Origin of the sequence: Corynebacterium sp. UMB10321, assembly GCF_030228725.1 — a bacterium.
In the GTDB taxonomy this organism is placed as follows: Bacteria; Actinomycetota; Actinomycetes; order Mycobacteriales; family Mycobacteriaceae; genus Corynebacterium; species Corynebacterium pseudogenitalium.
In genome coordinates this window covers 80615-98357 of the sequence record NZ_JASOZC010000005.1, presented here as the reverse complement: position 1 = coordinate 98357, position 17743 = coordinate 80615, and the positions used below count along the sequence as shown (strand labels likewise).

Genomic DNA, 17743 nt, shown 5'->3' with positions numbered 1-17743 from the left:
TTATTGGTAGCTCACGAACCACGGCCGAGGTTGGACGTCGTTGTATGTCTGCTCCGGGCTAAAGGTTGGGGTGTCCTCGTCGATAAAGTTCTTCCACGCCATGAAGTAATCAGGACTCAAACCTTGACGCAGGACGTTCCAGGTATCAAACTTCTGCTCCGGCACGCCATGACCGTCCGCATGGAGCACCCACGCCAATTCCGGCTGGTCAGTTCGGATATTTTCACGATCCGGGTACATATCCAGCCTGAACTGGTGCAGGATGAGCATCTTTTGTGGCAGTTTGTGCTCTCGAACGAGGGCCGCAAGCCAATCAGCAACAGCATTAATCTCGCCCGAAGTTGCCGACCCGATACGGGACAATGGCTGCTCGCCGGGATTCAGCTTCCACTCGGCATCGAGGGCCAACCCCACGTTCGGCCGAAGCAGGAGCTCTTCGTAGAGGCGGGCCTGGTGAAGGAAATCACCCTGACCGGGTTGGAGGTCGAGCACTGCGTAGCCACCAGCCTCAGTGATCGCATCGATGTATGGTACGAGGTCCTCGATCGCTGTCTCGTTGGAGTAGTCGCCGTCAGCGCCGGGAGATTGCGAAGCCACCGTGACAATAATCTCGAACGCAGGGATCACCGGCTGCCCGTCCAACGGTTGGTACTGTTGCGCATACGATGTTGCTAGCTGCGCCGCTTCAGCGGGAGGCTGCTCCCCCATAACGCCGAGTGCTGGGCCCGACGGGTGCCCGTACAGCGCAATCATGCGCCGTCCGGGAAAGACAAGACCGCCACCTCCAGGTAATTCACCGTGGGTCGCGAGCGTGATCTTGTCCCGGTACATTTCGGTGTTGCCCCATTGCAGTCCAAGGGCGAGCGTGTCTTGCTCCAGCACTGTGCGCATAGCATCTGAGGTGACACGTGGATCCGGGAACTGCAAGACTTCGAGTTCCGCACCTGCCGCCCGCGCGGACACGGCGGCTCCAAGCGACGTCTCCTCCGTCACCAGGACCGGTGGCAGTGTGAGTGCCCCAGGTTGCTGTGGCTGCGTAGCCGCAACTGTGGCGATATCACGCTCAGGGTTGTCGCTTTGCAGCGGCTCCACGCCCGCTTCCTCTGATGGCGTGATGACTTCGGTGGCGCCTAGTCGTTGAATCTCTGCATCAACGGCCTCGTCTGTACCTGGCCAACGCACTAACAAAGGGATGCCACGTTCCAGGGCGATTGCCGCACCAAGCAGTTGCGACTCCCGCTCCTTACCCGCGACAACCACAGCGTCCGACGCTGGATACAACCGCTTCGAAACTTCCGCGCCGGTCCCGTCTGGGTCTTGAATAACCTCGGCACCGGACATCTCCAAGGCTTGCGCGCCCTGCGCTCCTTTTTCGGCGTCGCCAGTTGCGCACGCACTCAAGCTTGCCGTTGCAACACCGAGCGCAACGATGACGCTGCCAACACGATGCCGGGTCGAAGCCATCTTCAATGTCTCCCGCCTTTCCTACACGGAGGTCCTGTTTGAATCTGGCCTCAACCCTACGTGGTTACCTCAGCGCGGCAGCAATCCGGTCGCCAACCTCAGTCGTCACAATGTCAGCCCCTTCGCGGCCCGTCACTTCCTTTTCCACGGCCGCTTCAATTTTCTGGGCATTGTCTTCATCGCCGAGGAAGCGCAGCATCATCGCGACGGAGAGAATCATCGCGCACGGGTCGGCGATCCCCTGACCTGCAATATCCGGTGCAGAACCGTGGACTGGCTCAAACATCGAAGGCGTGACCTTTGCCGCGTTGATATTGCCCGAGCACGCAAGGCCCACACCACCTGCAACTGCGCCGGCCAAGTCAGTCAAAATATCGCCGAACAGGTTATCCGTCACAATGACGTCGTACTGCGAAGGGTCGCTGACCATGTAAATAGTCGCCGCGTCGATGTGGTGGTAGTTCGTGGTCACCTCTGGGAACTCCTGCGCGACCTCGTCGAAGACTCGCTGCCACAAACCACCAGCGTTGACCAGGACGTTCGTCTTGTGCACAAGAGTCAACTTCTTGCGGCGCTGCTGAGCAAGCTCAAAGGCGTAGCGCACGACGCGCTCAACACCGTAATAGGTGTTTTGAGAAACTTCGGAGGCAACCTCATGCTCGGTACCTTCGCGCAGCGTGCCACCATTGCCGGCATAGAGCCCCTCGGTTCCCTCGCGGACAACTACAAAGTCAATGTCACCCGGCCGTGCCAGCGGCGAGGTCACACTCTTGTACAAGCGCGACGGGCGCAGGTTGACATAGTGATCCAGCTTGAAGCGCAGTGGCAACAGGAGCCCGCGCTCAAGCACACCAGCGGGAACCTTTCGCGGGTCCCCGACTGCGCCGAGCAGGATTGCGTCATGTTCACACAGCGCCTCGAGGTCACCGTCGGTGAGTAGCTCGCCGTTACGCAGGTATCGACGCGCGCCAAGGTCAAAATCCGTGGTCTCTACGTCCGAGCGAACAGCATTCAGAACTTTGAGCCCCTCTGCCATCACTTCAGGGCCGATGCCGTCCCCACCAATAACAGCAACCTTCATTTTTGGGATTCCTTTCTCACCAGACGGACAGTGCGTTTAGTGTAACACTGTCCGCCCGTGAGGGAACCGCCTTTAGGAATCCAAATCGAGCTGGATCGAAGTGGCGTCGATAGACTGCGCGATCTGCTCCTCGAGCTGCTCTGGAACTTCCTTATCCACGCGCAGGATGAGCACTGCACCGTCGCCCTTCGTGGTGCGAGTCAGCGCGGCAGCATCGATATTGATATCGTGCGCACCAAGCTGCGAACCCACCTTTCCGAGCGCTCCAGGGACATCGGTGTAGCGGAAGAACAAGTTGCGGCCTTCCGCACGCATGTCTACACCGCGACCATTGATGCGAACGATCTTCTCAACGCCCTCCAGGCTCGTCAGCGCGCCAGTCACCGTAGCGGTCTGCCCTTCTGCCCCAACGGCCTGGACCTCGAGCGCACTGCGGTGCGTCAGTGCTTCAGTCTCTGTCTCGACCGTATAGCTCAATCCGCGGGCCTCAGCGATAGCAGGTGCGTTCACAAACGTCACAGGCTCATCGACGATGCCCGAGAACAGACCGCGCACAGCAGACAGGCCCAGCAGGTTGACTTCCTCCGTGGACAGCTCACCGCGAGCCGTCACCTTCAGCGATACCGGAGCCTCTTCCAGTAGCTTGCCTGCAAGCAGCCCAAGCTTGCGCGACAAGTCGAGCCAACGAGCTACCTCCTCGCCCGCGTTGCCACCAGCAACGTTGACAGCATCAGCGACGAACTCGCCGGCCAGTGCCTTCAACACAGAATCCGCAACGTCAGTACCCGCGCGGTCCTGCGCCTCAGCCGTAGATGCGCCAAGGTGCGGCGTTACGACGACCTCTTCGAGTTCGAACAGCGGCGAATCCGTGCACGGCTCGGTTGCATACACGTCGAAACCTGCACCACGAATGTGGCCAGACTTGATGGCGTCAGCAAGCGCCTGCTCATCAACGAGGCCACCGCGGGCCGCATTGATAATGATCTGTCCCGGCTTGGCCTTAGAAAGCAGCTCCGCATTGAACATGCCTGCAGTTTCTTTCGTCTTTGGCAAGTGGATCGTCACAAAATCTGCACGAGCCATCAGCTCCTCGAGCTCGACGAGCTCGACACCCATCTGCGCTGCACGCGCAGGGTTCGCGTAAGGGTCGTATGCGACGATCGTGGTTTCGAACGCAGACAGACGGTGCGCGAACAGCTGGCCAATGTGCCCGAAGCCGACAATGCCTACGGTCTTGCCGAAGATCTCGGTGCCTTTAAACGCCGAACGCTTCCACTCACCATTACGCAGCGTGGAATCAGCTGCCGGAATCTGGCGAGCGGTAGAAAGCAGCAGTGCGATTGCGTGCTCACAGGCTGAGTGAATATTCGAGGTCGGGGCGTTAGCAACCATCACACCGTGCTCGGTTGCCGCCGGAATATCAACGTTGTCAAGACCAACACCAGCGCGGCCGATAATCTTAAGGTTTGCACCTGCTTCGATCACCTCACGATCGACCGTCGTTGCGGAGCGAACAAGCAGTGCGTCCGCGGCGGGGACTGCCGCGAGCAGCGCCTCACGGTTTGGGCCATCTACCCACTGGACTTCCACCGCGTCGCCAAGTGCGTCAACGGTTGACTGGGAAAGTTTATCGGCGATGAGGACAACAGGTTTCGACATAAGAATGGGGTCTCCTGAGAATCAAACAGAGTGGATACCCCGAACACCTTAATAGGTCAGTTACCGGTTGTCCTGCGGTTAGCCTGATACTTTTCTTCCGCTTGCGAAATCCTGCGCGATAGCTCGTCGCTGGTCCCGAAATCGGTTCCAAGTGCAACGAGCGGGCCGTCCGCTAACCCTGCAAGAGCAAATAGTGTTTCAAAGGATGCTCTCGGGTCCGGCTCATCCACGAAGACAACCTTCGCCCCAAAGCTGCGCGCATTCGCAATCGCGGCAATCGAAGTATTCGCCGTCGCCACAACCAACGGAGCCATATCGGCATCCCTGCGGGAGAGAATCGGGAATGGTCTTGCCTGCGCCCCCTTCATCACGGCAGGGTCCGCCCATGCGGCTCTCAGCCAGGTCGGCTCACGCGAGCGCAACTTCGCCACTTCCTGCGCAGCAGACTCGGGTGAGGATATCAATCGTTCCTCAAACATCAGCGACGTCATCGGGCCTAAAGCTCCCCGCCCACCCGGGTCGCGGTACACACGCATCCGTCCAGTGGTTTGCGCCAGTGGCACATCACCAACCGTAAGCACCGTATAGGTATGTAAACGCTCGGTTTCTTGCAGAATCTCGTTGTGTCGGTTCGGGTCGTAGACCAACATCGGGGCGTGGGCAACAACGGCGATTGAGGCAGCTCGCAGCTGTGCTTCTACTGAAGGATCCGACACCACTAGCGTCTCGGAAGCACGGAAGAAATACTGCAACGATGCAAGCCCCGTCCGGTCTGCTAACACGACAGGATGCTGCTCAAACATCGCTGATACATGGCGCGACTGGTTGACTTTCCTCGCCTCTCCCAGCGGGCCTAATTGTTGCTCTGGCGAGCAAGCAACAAGCAGCGTTGCCGCGCACAACAATGCGAGGCAACGCTGCCGTATCCCAACCTGCTTAATCCTCTTCGCCTTCCGGCTCTTCCTGCTCAACTTCTGGCGCCTCAAACTCAGGATCTTCAGCAGCTGGTGCAGGTTCTGCTTCTGGTTCGGGCTCTTCAGAGAAATCAACCTCTGACTCAAGTGGGCCATCAATATCGCGGATCACGGCCTTATCAAGCGCATACTCGACAATCCCGACGAAACGTTCGCGACGATCCGCCAAGAACTCCGTCCACTGAGAGTTCAGCAAGAAAATTGGCGTCATCTCATGTCCTTCGAGGACTTCATCAAACTCGTCGTCGTCCATGAGCGACTTCGACTGCAGGCGCGGAATGTAGCGCTTCGGCTGATTGTCCTCAATCAGCACATCCGTGCGCTTGCCCATCGGGGTGCGGTTGAGCACCGACTGCGCAACGACTGGGTCAGCGCCAATGTCGTCACAAAACGCAGGAGGGAACACAGTGTTGAAGTACGGCTGCAGCTCCGCAAACGTCTCCCGGTTGAACGGCTTTCCTGTCCTCCAGTCGAGCGCGCCGCGTGCCATCAGCAGTGCGTACAGTCCGCGGTAGACACCGCTTTCCTCCGTCGCCGTAAGCAAACGAGACTCCGAGAACGTGGCGTCGGACACTGTACGTGGCGTCGCGTCAGTCTCTTGCAGCACCCACGGGGTGACCTCGGTAACGTCGAGGCCCGCACGGATCGTCGGTGCGTGCGCACCGTAGAGCTCTCCAAACACCCCCGACCAGTACCAGCGGTTGAGACGGTCCTTCGACTCCTGGCTACGGTCCCACTGCGGATGCTCTGCCAAACGCGCCAAAATCGTAGCCAGTGGCACAATCTGCGAGGTGTACGGGACCTGATCCACGCTGAGAATACAACGCTCAGCCATAAACTCAGCCGCCGCCTTAAACGCATCCGCCATTTCTTGCGCATGCTGGCGGTAGTCATCGAGGGAAAGGTTCAAGATGTCGCCGCGGTGTCCAACAGCGTGTCCATGCCGACTCGTCAGCAAAAGTGACATCGCGCGGAGGAATTCAATGCGCCCAATGTCATCCAAAGCTGGGTACTCGCGCAACTGCTTTTCGACGCCCCGCCAATGCTCAGCAAGCAAAAAGTCAGGATCTTGCGTAGCAAACATGGCCGTCAGCAACTCGAAAACATCCATCTGGACACCCGCCGAGTTTGCGTGGGCGAAGATTTGGCCAACGCCAATCTGCGAGGTCTCCCGGTCAATGCGGATCACTGGAACATCGTAGGCCGGCATCCAGCGCATGACTTCGTTCAGGAAGAGCTTGACCGCGTCGCGCATTTCATGATCCTCGGCATCCGCCGCCATGTCTAAAAGCAGGTCATTGCCCTCTTTCCAGAGCAACAGCGACACCGGCACGACACCGTGCTTCAGCATGTCCTCCCGGTTCCGGATGCCCTCCGGAATATCCGGTCCAAAGTGCGAACGGATCTGGCCTTCTTCGTCAACAGCGAAGACTGCTTCAACCGGCATTGGATCGGCAGAGACGGCCGTCCGCACATCCACAAAGAACTGGCGGTGAATGCGTCGACCAAGGAAGTCTACGGTCGGGACGATGCCGTCGCCCTTAAATGCGTGGTACAGCGAAGTGAGGCGCTGCTGGCCGTCGAGAAGCAACAACCCCGGTTGCGGTTCCTTGACGCTCGGCTCGAGCCCTTCGAGCGGGCGCGGGCGAAATCGCATCGGTGTCCCGCGTGTATCCAACGCGAGGAACGAGCCGATTGGATAGCCGCGCAAGACTGAGGTAACCAGGGTGCGAATGCGGTCAACATCCCAGATATACTCGCGCTGAAAATCGGGTAGCTGCAGCTCTCCGCGCTCAGCCCGCGCGAAGAGATCCTTGAGTGAATAGCTTGGCGTAGTAAAACCCATAAGTCATACTTTAGAACAGAATCAACAAACATTCTCGTGGCCGCGGTGTTCGGGCAGCTCCACCTGGATCGTGGAATGCTCAATCCCCAGCTCACGCAATACTTCTTGGGCGTCGTCGAGAACACGGGCTCCTTGCTCACCAGGGTGCTTAACCACGTGAACCGTCGCCAATACGGACACCCCATCGAGCGACCACAGGTGCAAGTCATGGATATCCACCACACCGGCAATTGCTCGCAGGGCCGGTTCGACGCTCTCAACATCGAATCCCGGAGGGACCTGCTCCAGTAGCACCTGGAGGGAGTGACGGAGCAGCGACCACGCCCGTGGCAACACCAACGCCGCGATCAAGAAGGAAGCGATAACGTCCGGCAGCTGGCTGCCAGTAAAAGCAATCACCGCACCGGCGACGAGCACCGCAACCGAACCGAGCATGTCCACAAGTACGTGCAAAAACGCGCCCTCAACGTTGACGGAGTTTTCCCTTTGGCTATGCAGCACCCACGCAGATACCGCGTTTGCGACCAAGCCAATGAGGGCGATCACCATCATCGGTGCCGTGTCAATCTCAGTAGGTGCAGAGATTCGACGAATGGCCTGCACCACGATCCAGACAGAAATCACAAGCACCGTCAGCGCGTTGGTCGCCGCGGCCAGTACTTCAACGCGCCGATATCCATACGTGGCCTTCATCGAGGCTGCCCGCTTCCCTATCACCACGGCGATCACCGCAATGATCAGTCCAGCAGCGTCCGACAGCATGTGCATGGCATCGGCCATCAGCGCCATCGAACCGGTGAGCCAGCCACCGATCAATTCTGCGAAAAAGACCACGCTGGTGACTCCCAGCGCGATCAGCAGGGCACGCAGTGGCGCGTCGCCGACGTGATCGTGGTCGTGAGTGTGAGCGTGGTCCTGGCTATGCGACATGCCGTAATTCTAATCCACCTTTTAATATCGGTAAAGCGGGCAACTTCGGAAGCAATCAGAACGATTTTTGCTAGCCTGGACCAAAAAGAAAGGAAACACGTGACTCAGCAACCACACGAAACCCCAAACAACCCCCCACTCGAGATACCAGAGGAGCGACGCCACCTTCCCGCTCCATCCGAGCCAACTCCGCAGAACGGCGGTTGGTGGAAGTGGCTCCTTGGCATCCTCGTCTTCCTCCTTCTCGCATGGCTACTGTGGTCCCTGTTCGCCGGCGGCCAAAGTGAAGAAGAATTCAACAACAACCAGCCCAGCGTGACGGCAACTGAAACCGTCGATATCACCACCACGATGACAGAAGACACCACGGAAACGGTTGAGCCTGCTACCGAGACGAACACTGACGCTTCCGAACCGACAGTGCCGGAAGAAGTCACTACCACAGTGAATCTCGACGAAGTCCTTAGCGACGCACCCGAATCCGAGACGGCACCAGCGCAATAGCGCAAAGCACAAACAAAACTGGGAGCGGCCCTTCTGTTGGGTCGCTCCCAGTTTTTACGTTATGAGAAAGCCTAGGCGGTCTCATTCAGCGGGTTCTGCACCCAGCTCATCATCGAGCGCAGTTCCTTGCCGGTCTTCTCAATCGGGTGCGAGGAGACCTTGGCGCGCAGGTCCTCCAGCTCCTTGTTACCGTTCTTCACGTTCTCAACGAGGCGCTTGGTGAAGGTGCCATCCTGGATATCACGCAGCACGTCACGCATGCGGTCCTTAACGCCCTCGTCGATGAGGCGCGGACCAGACAGGTAGCCACCGAACTCTGCGGTATCGGAGATGGAGTAGTTCATGTTCGCCATGCCGCCTTCGTAGATCAGATCCACGATCAGCTTCATCTCGTGCAGGCACTCGAAGTACGCCATTTCTGGCTCGTAACCAGCCTCGACGAGGACATCGAAGCCCGTCATGATGAGATCCTCCAGGCCACCGCACAGAACGGCCTGCTCTCCGAACAGGTCGGTGACGGTTTCAGCTTCGAAGGTCGTCGGGATGACACCGGCACGAGCACCACCGATTGCTGCAGCGTACGAGAGTGCCAGGTCGCGGCCATTGCCCTCCGGGTCCTGCTCGACAGCAATCAGGCACGGCACGCCCTTGCCTTCTGTAAACGTACGACGCACCAAGTGGCCCGGGCCCTTCGGCGCAACCATGCCCACGATGATGTCGTCCGCTGGTTCAATCAGGTTGAAGTGGATGTTCAGGCCGTGACCGAAGAACAGGGCGTCGCCAGCCTTCAGGTTTGGCTCAATATCGTTGCGGAAGATTTCTGCCTGGGAAGTATCCGGTGCCAGCAACATGATGACGTCCGCCCATGCGGAAGCATCAGCGTTGCTCTTGACCTCGAAGCCAGCCTCCTTGGCCTTTTCCGCGCTCTTCGAGCCCTCACGCAGGCCGATCACAACATCGACGCCGGATTCACGCAAGTTCTGCGCGTGCGCGTGGCCCTGCGATCCATAGCCGATTACTGCAACTTTCTTTCCCTGGATGATGGACAGGTCTGCATCCTGGTCGTAAAAAACTTCAATAGCCATGAGTCGGCTCACCTTTCTTTATGCGTATGGAGAAATATATCGGAGTTAATAGCGTCGCGCTTAGGATTGCGATGCCATTGTTTCGGCGCCGCGCGAAAGCGCGACATCACCGGAACTCGCAAGCTCGCGAATTCCGAAAGGCTCGAGTACTTCAAGCAACGCCCGCAGCTTTGCGGGCGTGCCCGTCGCTTCAATCACGAGGGACTCGGGCGAGACGTCGACGACACGTGCGCGGAAGATGTTCGCGGCATCCACGACCTGCGGCCTGTTACTGTTGTCCGCGCTCACCTTGACCAGCATCATCGATCGGGCGACGGTGGCGTCGTCGTCAAGCCTCTGGACTTTAATAACCTGGACGAGCTTGTTGAGCTGCTTCTGGATCTGCCCAACGGAGTACTCGCTCGCATCGACCACGATGGTCAGCCGGTTGATGCCTTCGGTCTCAGTGCTTGCCGACACAAGCGAGACCATGTTGTAGCCACGGCGCGTAAACAGAGCGGATACGCGCGTAATGATGCCATCGACATCCTGCACAAGCACCGACAGCCTATGCCGAGTGATTGTTTGCACTGGTGCCATCTTATTTCGCTCCCTCTGTTTCATCTTCGAGTGTCGTCAACACTTCGTGAATTGCTTCTGGGGTTTCCGCGGCGGATTCCTCCATGTCGAAGAACGGCCGCATCCCGAGCGCGTACTGCATGTCTGAGTTCGAAGCGCCCGCAGCGACCATCGGCCAAACCTGTGCGTCCTCGCCGACGATGAACTCAACTACGACCGGCCGATCATTGATACCGCGCGCCCACTCAATCGCGGGGACGACGTCCTCTTCCTTCGTGACGCGAACAGCCTGCGCCCCGAGTGCCTCAGAGAGCTTCACAAAGTCAGGGACGTATGCCTCTTCCCCACCGAGCTTGGTGTGCGAGTAGTTGCCTTCATAGAACAACGTTTGCCACTGGCGGACCATGCCGAGGTTGCCGTTGTTAATCAGGCAGACCTTGATTGGCAAGCCCTCCATCGCCGCGGTGGTGATCTCCTGGTTCGTCATCTGGAAACAACCATCACCGTCGACGGCCCATACCTCTTTATCGGGCATCGCAGCCTTCGCACCCATAGCGGCTGGCACCGCATACCCCATGGTGCCGGCGCCGCCGGAGCTCAACCAGTGACGAGGTTTATCGAAGTCCAGGAACTGCGCTGACCACATCTGGTGCTGGCCAACGCCGGACGCGTAAATCGCATCCTTTCCGACGGTCTTCGACAGCATCTCGATCACAAACTGCGGAGAAAGCTTCCCATCGTCTTGCTTGTCGTACCCACGCGGGAACCGCTCCTGGAGATCCTGAAGCCGCTCCATCCAGGCGTCTATCTTCGGCGCCGGAGTATTCGGCGAGCCTGTAAACGCTGCAGTGAGCTGAGCAAGCACCTTCTTCGCATCACCGACGATCGGCACATCAACTGGACGAATCTTCCCGATCTCCGCCGGGTCGATGTCAGCGTGAATCGTGTCTGCGTGAGGCGCGAAGGTGTCAACGTCACCGGTCACGCGGTCATCAAACCTGGTTCCGATTGCGATCAGGAGATCCGCTTCCTGCAGGGCACCAACCGCCGGCACGGTGCCGTGCATGCCAGGCATGCCCATGTAGCACGGTTGGTCCTGCGGGAATGCGCCCAACGCCATCAAGGTAGTCACCACTGGGATGCCAGTGGCCTCGACAAGCTCAAGCAGCTCCTTGTTCGCAGCAGACTTGACGACGCCACCACCGATATACAACACCGGCCGCTTCGCCTGCGAGATTCGCTCCGCAGCCTTCATTACCTGTTCGCTGAGCGGCTCGTCAGCGGGAACATACCCAGTCTCGAGCAGTTTCGGCGGCCACGAGAACTCCATGAGCTGTGCCTGAACATCCTTCGGGATGTCCACGAGCACCGGACCCGGACGGCCACTAGATGCGATGTGGAATGCAGTTGCAATCACACTCGGGATCTCGTTGACGTCCGTGACCATGATGTTGTGTTTCGTAATCGGCATAGTGATGCCACGAATGTCCGCCTCTTGGAACGCGTCGGTTCCGATCATTGACGAACCTACCTGGCCGGTGATGGCGACCATCGGCACAGAGTCCAGATAAGCGTCACCGATCGGTGTGACAAGGTTTGTGGCCCCCGGCCCGGAAGTGGCGATGCACACACCGACCTTTCCGGATGCCACCGCGTACCCTTCGGCAGCATGGCCTGCACCTTGCTCATGTCGAACCAGCACGTGCCGCAGCTTCTTCGCTGCAAACAGTGCGTCGTAGAGAGGAAGCACCGCGCCACCGGGGAGGCCAAAGACAATCTCGGTACCTAGCTCCTCAAGACTGCGAACGACAGCGTCGGCACCGGTGATGAGCGGCGCGGTGCGCTCATCACCAGGCTGCGTCGATGCATTCGTCGGGGGCTTGTGTGAAGCAACCACGATGTCGAGCTCCTTAGTGTTTCAATTAACAGCAAATATCGAATCAGATCTAAAACAAAAGCCCCCGACCAAGCCGTGTGGCTGTCGAGGGCGCTTGAGTTCGCGACTGACTAGGCAAGCAGTCCGCTACGGCAAGCGCCGGTGCGGAATAAGAATGACTAGTACACGCGAAATGATCATGCGTTGAATCATACACATTCCACAGGGAAATGTGAGGGATTCGGATTAATATTCAAAAACTATGCCGTTGTCATACATAGCCGAACAGATCTGGCGCTGGTTCGCCGAGACTGGCATCAATCTCGCGCTCCTGCTCACCCTCGCATTTTTAGTACCACGAGCAGGGCGTTTCCTCAACCGTCACGCTGAGCGGCAGGTCAAAGAGTCTGGTGAGACGGACGAATCGAAGGGCCGCCTAGCAATCGTGGGCGTCGGGGTATACATCGCCCAGATGGTTGCCTACTTCTTGATTTTCGTCTTTGCACTGCAACAACTCGGCTTTTCACTCGCCGGTGCCGCGATCCCCGCAACGGTTGTATCGGCAGCCATCGGTTTTGGCGCACAGAATATCATCGCGGATTTCCTGGCGGGTTTCTTCATCCTCAGCGAAAAGCAGTTTGGTGTGGGCGACTACGTCGCATTTCAGGGCAACGGGATTGACGTCTCCGGTGAGGTCATTCAGATTACAATGCGCGCAACTCAAATCCGCACCATCGAGCAATCGACCATCTCTATTCCGAACTCGACGGCACGCATATGCATCAACCAATCCAACTACTGGTCCAGCGCGGTCGTCGTCATTCCTGTCCCACTGCTCGGTTCAACGTCTGCGGAAGAAGCGTTGAAGAGGACCCTCGCCGCGGCGCAGCGCGCGATTGCGCAACCCGACATTGCCGACGCCACCATCGACGAGGTCGAAGTACAACCCGCAGTAGCGGTGAACGCCCCCGCAACTGTCGGAAGCTCATGGACCGTGGATATGCGCGTGATGGTTCGCACTCAACCATTGATGCAGTGGAAGGTGGAGCGCGCAATCCGCATGGCGATCCTCGACGAGTTTTGGAACGAGTACGGCGCGGCAACAACATTCGAGGGCGCACTGGTGCAAGGTTTGGAACAACCGACCAGGCACTTCGATGCGCAAACGCCCACAGAGCGTATTCCAGAGTCCTTTCCTCAGACGCAAAAGCTGCCGGCGACAGACCCAGTGGCCCAAGATCCGGCAGCAGTTGATGACTTGACGCTTACTGATGACGACGCACCTGAACCGAAGCGCGTATTCCGCGGAATTATGCGTATGTCCACAGCGTTCCTCCTCGCGGGGTTCGCCATTTTGCTCATTGTCCGCGGCCTCATGTTGCAACCCGCGGAGGAAAGCAACGCAAATTCCGGTGTTTGGGCGCCACCTGCCCGGCCGGTTGCATCCACGAGCGCCCCCATGCCTGCCACCCAAGAAGAGATCCCCACGTCCGACGTCACCACTACTATTCCAACAGCCACGCCAACCACCGAAGCAACCACGCCTTCATCCACAACGACCGAGTCGGAATCATCTGATTGGACGTCCGAAACATCCACATACGAACGACCGGAACCGGTGGCCACGCCAGCTACTCAGGAAGAGACGGCGACGGACGAAGTGGACGTCGATAAGGAGCAACTCCCGCAGCCGTAACAAGATTGGCTAGCATAACTTGCATGACTGACTCGCCCACCACCTTTCGCCCTAGCAAACAACACGTCATTGCGGTTGTCCTCATGACAGGCATCGCGTTGATCGGAATTTCCTGGGCTCCGCTCATTCTTGGCTGGCTGCTGCTCATTCCGCTCGCGTGGTTGCTCTGGATCTTCACCGCCTCCACCACGATCAGCGAACGTGGCATTGCTCTGCGGTACATGGTGAAGCCAAACGTGACCATCGCCTGGTCTGACCTGGCGGGAATTGCATTTCAGGGTGCGAAGGCGAAGGCCACAACTCTTGACGGGGCATCGCACACCATGCCCGGCGTGACCTTTAATATGCTACCGGAACTTGCAGAAGCTTCCCGGGGCCGAATCACGGACGTCATCACGCAGGCGCAGGAAGCCGCCGACGGAAAATATGAAATCATCAACAAAGACGGCAATAAAGTATTAATGTCGCGAGAAGCCTACGACGAATACGTCAAGGCACACCCTGATCTGCCCGGGCCACGGCCCGAGCCCGCGCCACGTACAAAGGAGTAAGCCGTGATCCCTCTCCGCTCACGAGTCACAACCATTGGCCGCCAAGCTGCAGGCGCACGTGCACTATGGCGAGCAACCGGTACAGAAGAAAATGAGTTCGGCAAGCCGATTGTTGCCATCGTCAACTCATACACGCAGTTCGTTCCTGGCCACGTGCACCTCAAAGAGGTAGGGGAAATTGTTGCGGAAGCTGTACGCGCCGCCGGCGGTGTGCCGAAAGAATTCAACACCATCGCCGTCGACGACGGTATCGCCATGGGTCATTCCGGTATGCTCTACTCCCTGCCCAGCCGCGAGATCATCGCGGATTCGGTGGAGTACATGGTCAACGCCCACACCGTCGACGCAATGGTATGCATCTCCAACTGTGACAAGATCACACCGGGCATGCTGAATGCTTCTTTGCGGCTCAACATCCCTACGGTTTTCGTCTCCGGCGGCCCGATGGAATCAGGCAAGCCAATTAACGTTGGTGGCGTCGAAAAGCCAGCCTCCGACCTTGTTGACGCCATCGCGCTTTCCGCAAACGATGCTGTCTCTGATAACGAACTCGATGCCATCGTCGAAGGCGCCTGCCCTACCTGTGGATCGTGCTCCGGCATGTTCACCGCTAACTCCATGAACTGCCTTACCGAAGCGCTCGGCCTTTCACTGCCTGGCAACGGCACCACTCTGGCCACGCACACAGCGCGCCGTGAGCTGTTCGAAAAAGCTGGCGCCACCATCGTTGACCTGTGCAACCGCTACTACGGAGAGGGCGACACCTCAGTGTTGCCGCGCGAGATCGCAACCGTGCACGCGTTCCGCAACGCAATGGCCCTCGACATGGCCATGGGTGGATCGACGAACACGATTCTGCACATCCTTGCGGCCGCGCAAGAGGGCGAGGTGAACTTCTCACTCGCGGATATCGACGACCTGTCCCACCACATCCCGTGCCTGTCAAAGGTTGCTCCAAACGGCACAGCCCACGTCGAAGATGTCCACCGCGCCGGAGGCATCCCAGCAATTCTCGGCGAGCTCCACCGCGGCGGACTGCTACACGAGGACGTGCACTCAATTGTCTACGACTCCCTCCACGAGTGGCTCAAGGACTGGGATATCCGTGGCACCGGCGTATGTGAAGAAGCCATCGAACTCTTCCACGCCGCGCCGGGTGGCAAGCGAACCACGCAGGCATGCTCGCAGTCAGCGCGGTGGCCGAGCCTGGATACCGATGCCATCCGTGGCGTGATCCACGATGTCGACCACCCGTTTACTTCTGACGGCGGCTTGGTCGTCCTGCGTGGCAACCTTGCTCCGGACGGCGCGATCCTCAAAACTGCAGGTGTTGAAGAAGGTCTCTGGGAGTTCTCGGGACCGGCGCATGTTGTGGACTCGCAAGAGCAGGCGGTGTCGATGATCTTGGCACACGAAGTACTTGAGGGTGAGGTTGTCGTGATCCGCTACGAAGGACCCGCGGGTGGGCCAGGCATGCAGGAGATGCTTCACCCCACTTCCTTCTTGAAAGGTGCCGGACTGGGCACGAAGTGCGCCCTGATTACCGACGGCCGATTCTCCGGCGGCACGTCAGGACTTTCCATCGGACACATCTCACCCGAGGCTGCCCACGGTGGCCTCATCGGCCTGATCGAAAACGGCGATACCGTTTCGATCTCAGTGTCTCGACGCGAGCTCACCCTCGATGTCGACGAAGACGTCCTGGAAAAGCGCCGTGAAGCAATGGAAGCCTCCGAGCACCCGTGGACACCAAATCGTGTCCGCGAAGTGTCGAAGGCTCTCAAGGTGTACGCAAAGATGGCAACGTCCGCCGACAAGGGCGCCGTCCGCCAGCTCGACTAGCGGGCAGTCGTGGTTAGGCGAGCGGGTTTACCCCGGCGCCGAACCACCACAGCGCACCAGCTGCGGCTAACCCAAGGACTGCGAAAATCCAGGAGCTTGCCAGTGGTCGGCGCGCCCACGAGCGGGTCGCGTCGACGCCGTACAGGCCAGGGCCAGCAAACTGCAGCGCGAGCACCACACCGAAAAGCACTGCTGCCAAGACTGTTGCTGGTTCCCACTCGAACACGTTCAGGCCAACTCCGCTCACAACAATGCTGTGTAAAACGGCAAAGCCAGTAACTGCGATGCCCACCATCGCTGCAACTGGCGTCAACAGCCCTAGCAGCAAGAAGACACCTGCGGCGAGCTGCAACGTCGGCAGGATGATAGCCAGGCCGTCGGTAAATGCGTAGCCCTGCGCAGCAAATTCTGCTTCCAGCCCACCGATACCAGCCGAATCGCCTAGACGGAAGAACACCGCAATCGCTTGCAGGATGAGCGCGAGCCCGAAGGTAAGGCGCGCAATCAGCAAGCCAAAGTCGAGCGTACCGCGCTTTGCGTGCTCAACCTTCTCCTCTTCCAGGTCAGAGTCAGCGGCAACATCTGGTTGCGCATAGGTCGTCGGCACCGAATCGAGCGTGTTGTTGGCAACAACCGTTTCGGTCGCCGGTGTGACATCGAAGCCGCCCGGAGCGTCGGCGTTTGGAAACACCTCAGTGGGAGCAGCCTTCCCCGTCATCGAATAGATTCCCTGAGCCGAGTCGCCTCGAGCCGATCCCTGAAACTCAGGAATGCCTTCGAGTCCACTTACATCCTCGGGTGTAGCATCGCGCAAGTTTTTATCAGTCATGCCTAGCAATCTAGAACAAATCTGCCCGATTACGAGGCTGTACGTCGGCGCGCCACAAAACTTCTTGCCATAAAAGACGCCACCTTCGTTCAAACGTAGCCCCGGAAGCTGGGACTCTGAACAAAATTAGGTTGAAATCTGTTGTAGTTACTAACATCTCATCACATGCATCGATTCAGTTGGCTTGATGAACACGACACTGAAATTTGGCTCACTATGTGGGCAATGATCTCGTGGATCCCTGCCCGCCTTGACGAAGCACTCAAGGCCAATGAAAGCATGAATCTGTCTGACTACCTTGCACTGGTAGAGATCGCACAAGCTGACGATCAGAAGATCACGATGAGCCAACTCGCGAAGGCAACACAGATGTCTGCATCACGCTTGTCCCATATCGTCGCACGTTTGGAGAGACGTGGGCTCGTGGCACGAAGCCAAGACTCGACGGACCGCCGCACCAACATCGCCACGCTCACCAAAGACGGCGTCGAGTTCATCGTGCGGTCCACGCCTGGTTACCTTCAGAAGCTGCGCGAGCTCGTATTCGATTCCATTACGCCGGAAGAGGCCGACCAACTCAACCGAATCATGAAGAAGATCGTCGCCAAGGCAGGACCAGACCATTAGGGCACGAGCCTAGCCAAGGTAACAGTTCCATAACGCTTTGGCGTGCATCCCATTCTTTTTGACGCCAGCTTCTCTCTCCACACGTCTCCGCACCTCCCCCGTCTGATCACCTGGCAACTTCTCCCTTACTACCAGGCGGTTTATTCGATAGTCGCAACCCACGCCCACCAAGGCCGAACGCTTATCAGCGCCACCCCCAGAGCCTTTAACACTACTGTTCC

The 17743-nt window shown here is 58.5% G+C and carries 15 protein-coding genes; 5 read left to right on the top strand and 10 right to left on the bottom strand.

The genetic code is table 11. The features are described from left to right. The 6 genes from QP752_RS06525 to QP752_RS06500 form a co-directional block, all read right to left on the bottom strand. Nucleotides 1–1464: a cell wall-binding repeat-containing protein gene (locus QP752_RS06525; protein WP_252931513.1), complete on the bottom strand. Its 1464-nt coding sequence runs from the start codon at nucleotides 1462–1464 to the stop codon at nucleotides 1–3. A 64-nt stretch (nucleotides 1465–1528) separates the two neighbouring features. Next, on the bottom strand, nucleotides 1529–2545 hold the full coding sequence (locus QP752_RS06520) for a 3-isopropylmalate dehydrogenase (protein WP_256008511.1): 1017 nt from the start codon (nucleotides 2543–2545) through the stop codon (nucleotides 1529–1531). A 72-nt stretch (nucleotides 2546–2617) separates the two neighbouring features. Next, a complete protein-coding gene (gene serA / locus QP752_RS06515) occupies nucleotides 2618–4204 on the bottom strand; it encodes a phosphoglycerate dehydrogenase (RefSeq protein ID WP_070362573.1) in 1587 nt (528 codons plus the stop codon). Between the two features lie 56 nt (nucleotides 4205–4260). Continuing rightward, nucleotides 4261–5175, bottom strand: a complete 915-nt coding sequence (locus tag QP752_RS06510) for a hypothetical protein (protein ID WP_256008510.1) — start codon at nucleotides 5173–5175, stop codon at nucleotides 4261–4263. Further along, nucleotides 5141–7024, bottom strand: a complete 1884-nt coding sequence (locus QP752_RS06505) for a DUF262 domain-containing protein (RefSeq protein WP_256008509.1) — start codon at nucleotides 7022–7024, stop codon at nucleotides 5141–5143. The genes QP752_RS06510 and QP752_RS06505 overlap by 35 nt, the downstream gene beginning before the upstream one ends. Before the next feature lie 21 nt (nucleotides 7025–7045). Continuing rightward, complete coding sequence (locus QP752_RS06500) at nucleotides 7046–7954, bottom strand: cation diffusion facilitator family transporter (RefSeq protein WP_070362575.1); 909 nt, start codon at nucleotides 7952–7954, stop codon at nucleotides 7046–7048. 99 nt (nucleotides 7955–8053) lie between these two features. On the opposite strand from QP752_RS06500, the gene QP752_RS06495 reads away from it, so the two are divergent. Further along, on the top strand, nucleotides 8054–8458 hold the full coding sequence (locus tag QP752_RS06495; RefSeq protein WP_070362576.1) for a hypothetical protein: 405 nt from the start codon (nucleotides 8054–8056) through the stop codon (nucleotides 8456–8458). A 71-nt stretch (nucleotides 8459–8529) separates the two neighbouring features. Here QP752_RS06495 and ilvC read toward each other — a convergent pair whose 3' ends face one another. Genes ilvC through QP752_RS06480 form a run of 3 tightly spaced genes read right to left on the bottom strand, consistent with a single transcriptional unit; the run spans nucleotide 8530 to nucleotide 11998 of the window. Continuing rightward, nucleotides 8530–9543 carry a ketol-acid reductoisomerase gene (gene ilvC / locus QP752_RS06490; protein ID WP_070362577.1) on the bottom strand — a complete coding sequence of 338 codons (1014 nt, stop codon included), beginning with the start codon at nucleotides 9541–9543 and terminating at the stop codon, nucleotides 8530–8532. A 60-nt stretch (nucleotides 9544–9603) separates the two neighbouring features. Beyond that, nucleotides 9604–10122: an acetolactate synthase small subunit gene (gene ilvN / locus QP752_RS06485; RefSeq protein WP_070362578.1), complete on the bottom strand. Its 519-nt coding sequence runs from the start codon at nucleotides 10120–10122 to the stop codon at nucleotides 9604–9606. A 1-nt stretch (nucleotide 10123) separates the two neighbouring features. Continuing rightward, nucleotides 10124–11998: an acetolactate synthase large subunit gene (locus tag QP752_RS06480; RefSeq protein WP_256008507.1), complete on the bottom strand. Its 1875-nt coding sequence runs from the start codon at nucleotides 11996–11998 to the stop codon at nucleotides 10124–10126. 241 nt (nucleotides 11999–12239) lie between these two features. On the opposite strand from QP752_RS06480, the gene QP752_RS06475 reads away from it, so the two are divergent. Genes QP752_RS06475 through ilvD form a run of 3 tightly spaced genes read left to right on the top strand, consistent with a single transcriptional unit; the run spans nucleotide 12240 to nucleotide 16066 of the window. Then, nucleotides 12240–13673, top strand: coding sequence for a mechanosensitive ion channel family protein (locus tag QP752_RS06475; protein ID WP_256042138.1), 1434 nt, complete (start codon nucleotides 12240–12242; stop codon nucleotides 13671–13673). A 23-nt stretch (nucleotides 13674–13696) separates the two neighbouring features. Then, the gene (locus QP752_RS06470) at nucleotides 13697–14224 is read left to right on the top strand and encodes a PH domain-containing protein (protein ID WP_256008505.1); all 528 of its coding nucleotides are present in this window, start codon (nucleotides 13697–13699) and stop codon (nucleotides 14222–14224) included. A 3-nt stretch (nucleotides 14225–14227) separates the two neighbouring features. Next, on the top strand, nucleotides 14228–16066 hold the full coding sequence (ilvD, locus tag QP752_RS06465; RefSeq protein WP_070362582.1) for a dihydroxy-acid dehydratase: 1839 nt from the start codon (nucleotides 14228–14230) through the stop codon (nucleotides 16064–16066). 13 nt (nucleotides 16067–16079) lie between these two features. Here the strand turns inward: ilvD and QP752_RS06460 are convergent, their stop codons facing one another. Further along, nucleotides 16080–16895, bottom strand: coding sequence for a DoxX family protein (locus tag QP752_RS06460; protein ID WP_070479172.1), 816 nt, complete (start codon nucleotides 16893–16895; stop codon nucleotides 16080–16082). A gap of 165 nt (nucleotides 16896–17060) precedes the next feature. On the opposite strand from QP752_RS06460, the gene QP752_RS06455 reads away from it, so the two are divergent. Continuing rightward, nucleotides 17061–17522, top strand: a complete 462-nt coding sequence (locus QP752_RS06455) for a MarR family winged helix-turn-helix transcriptional regulator (protein ID WP_070362584.1) — start codon at nucleotides 17061–17063, stop codon at nucleotides 17520–17522. Nucleotides 17523–17743: the final 221 nt, after the last annotated feature.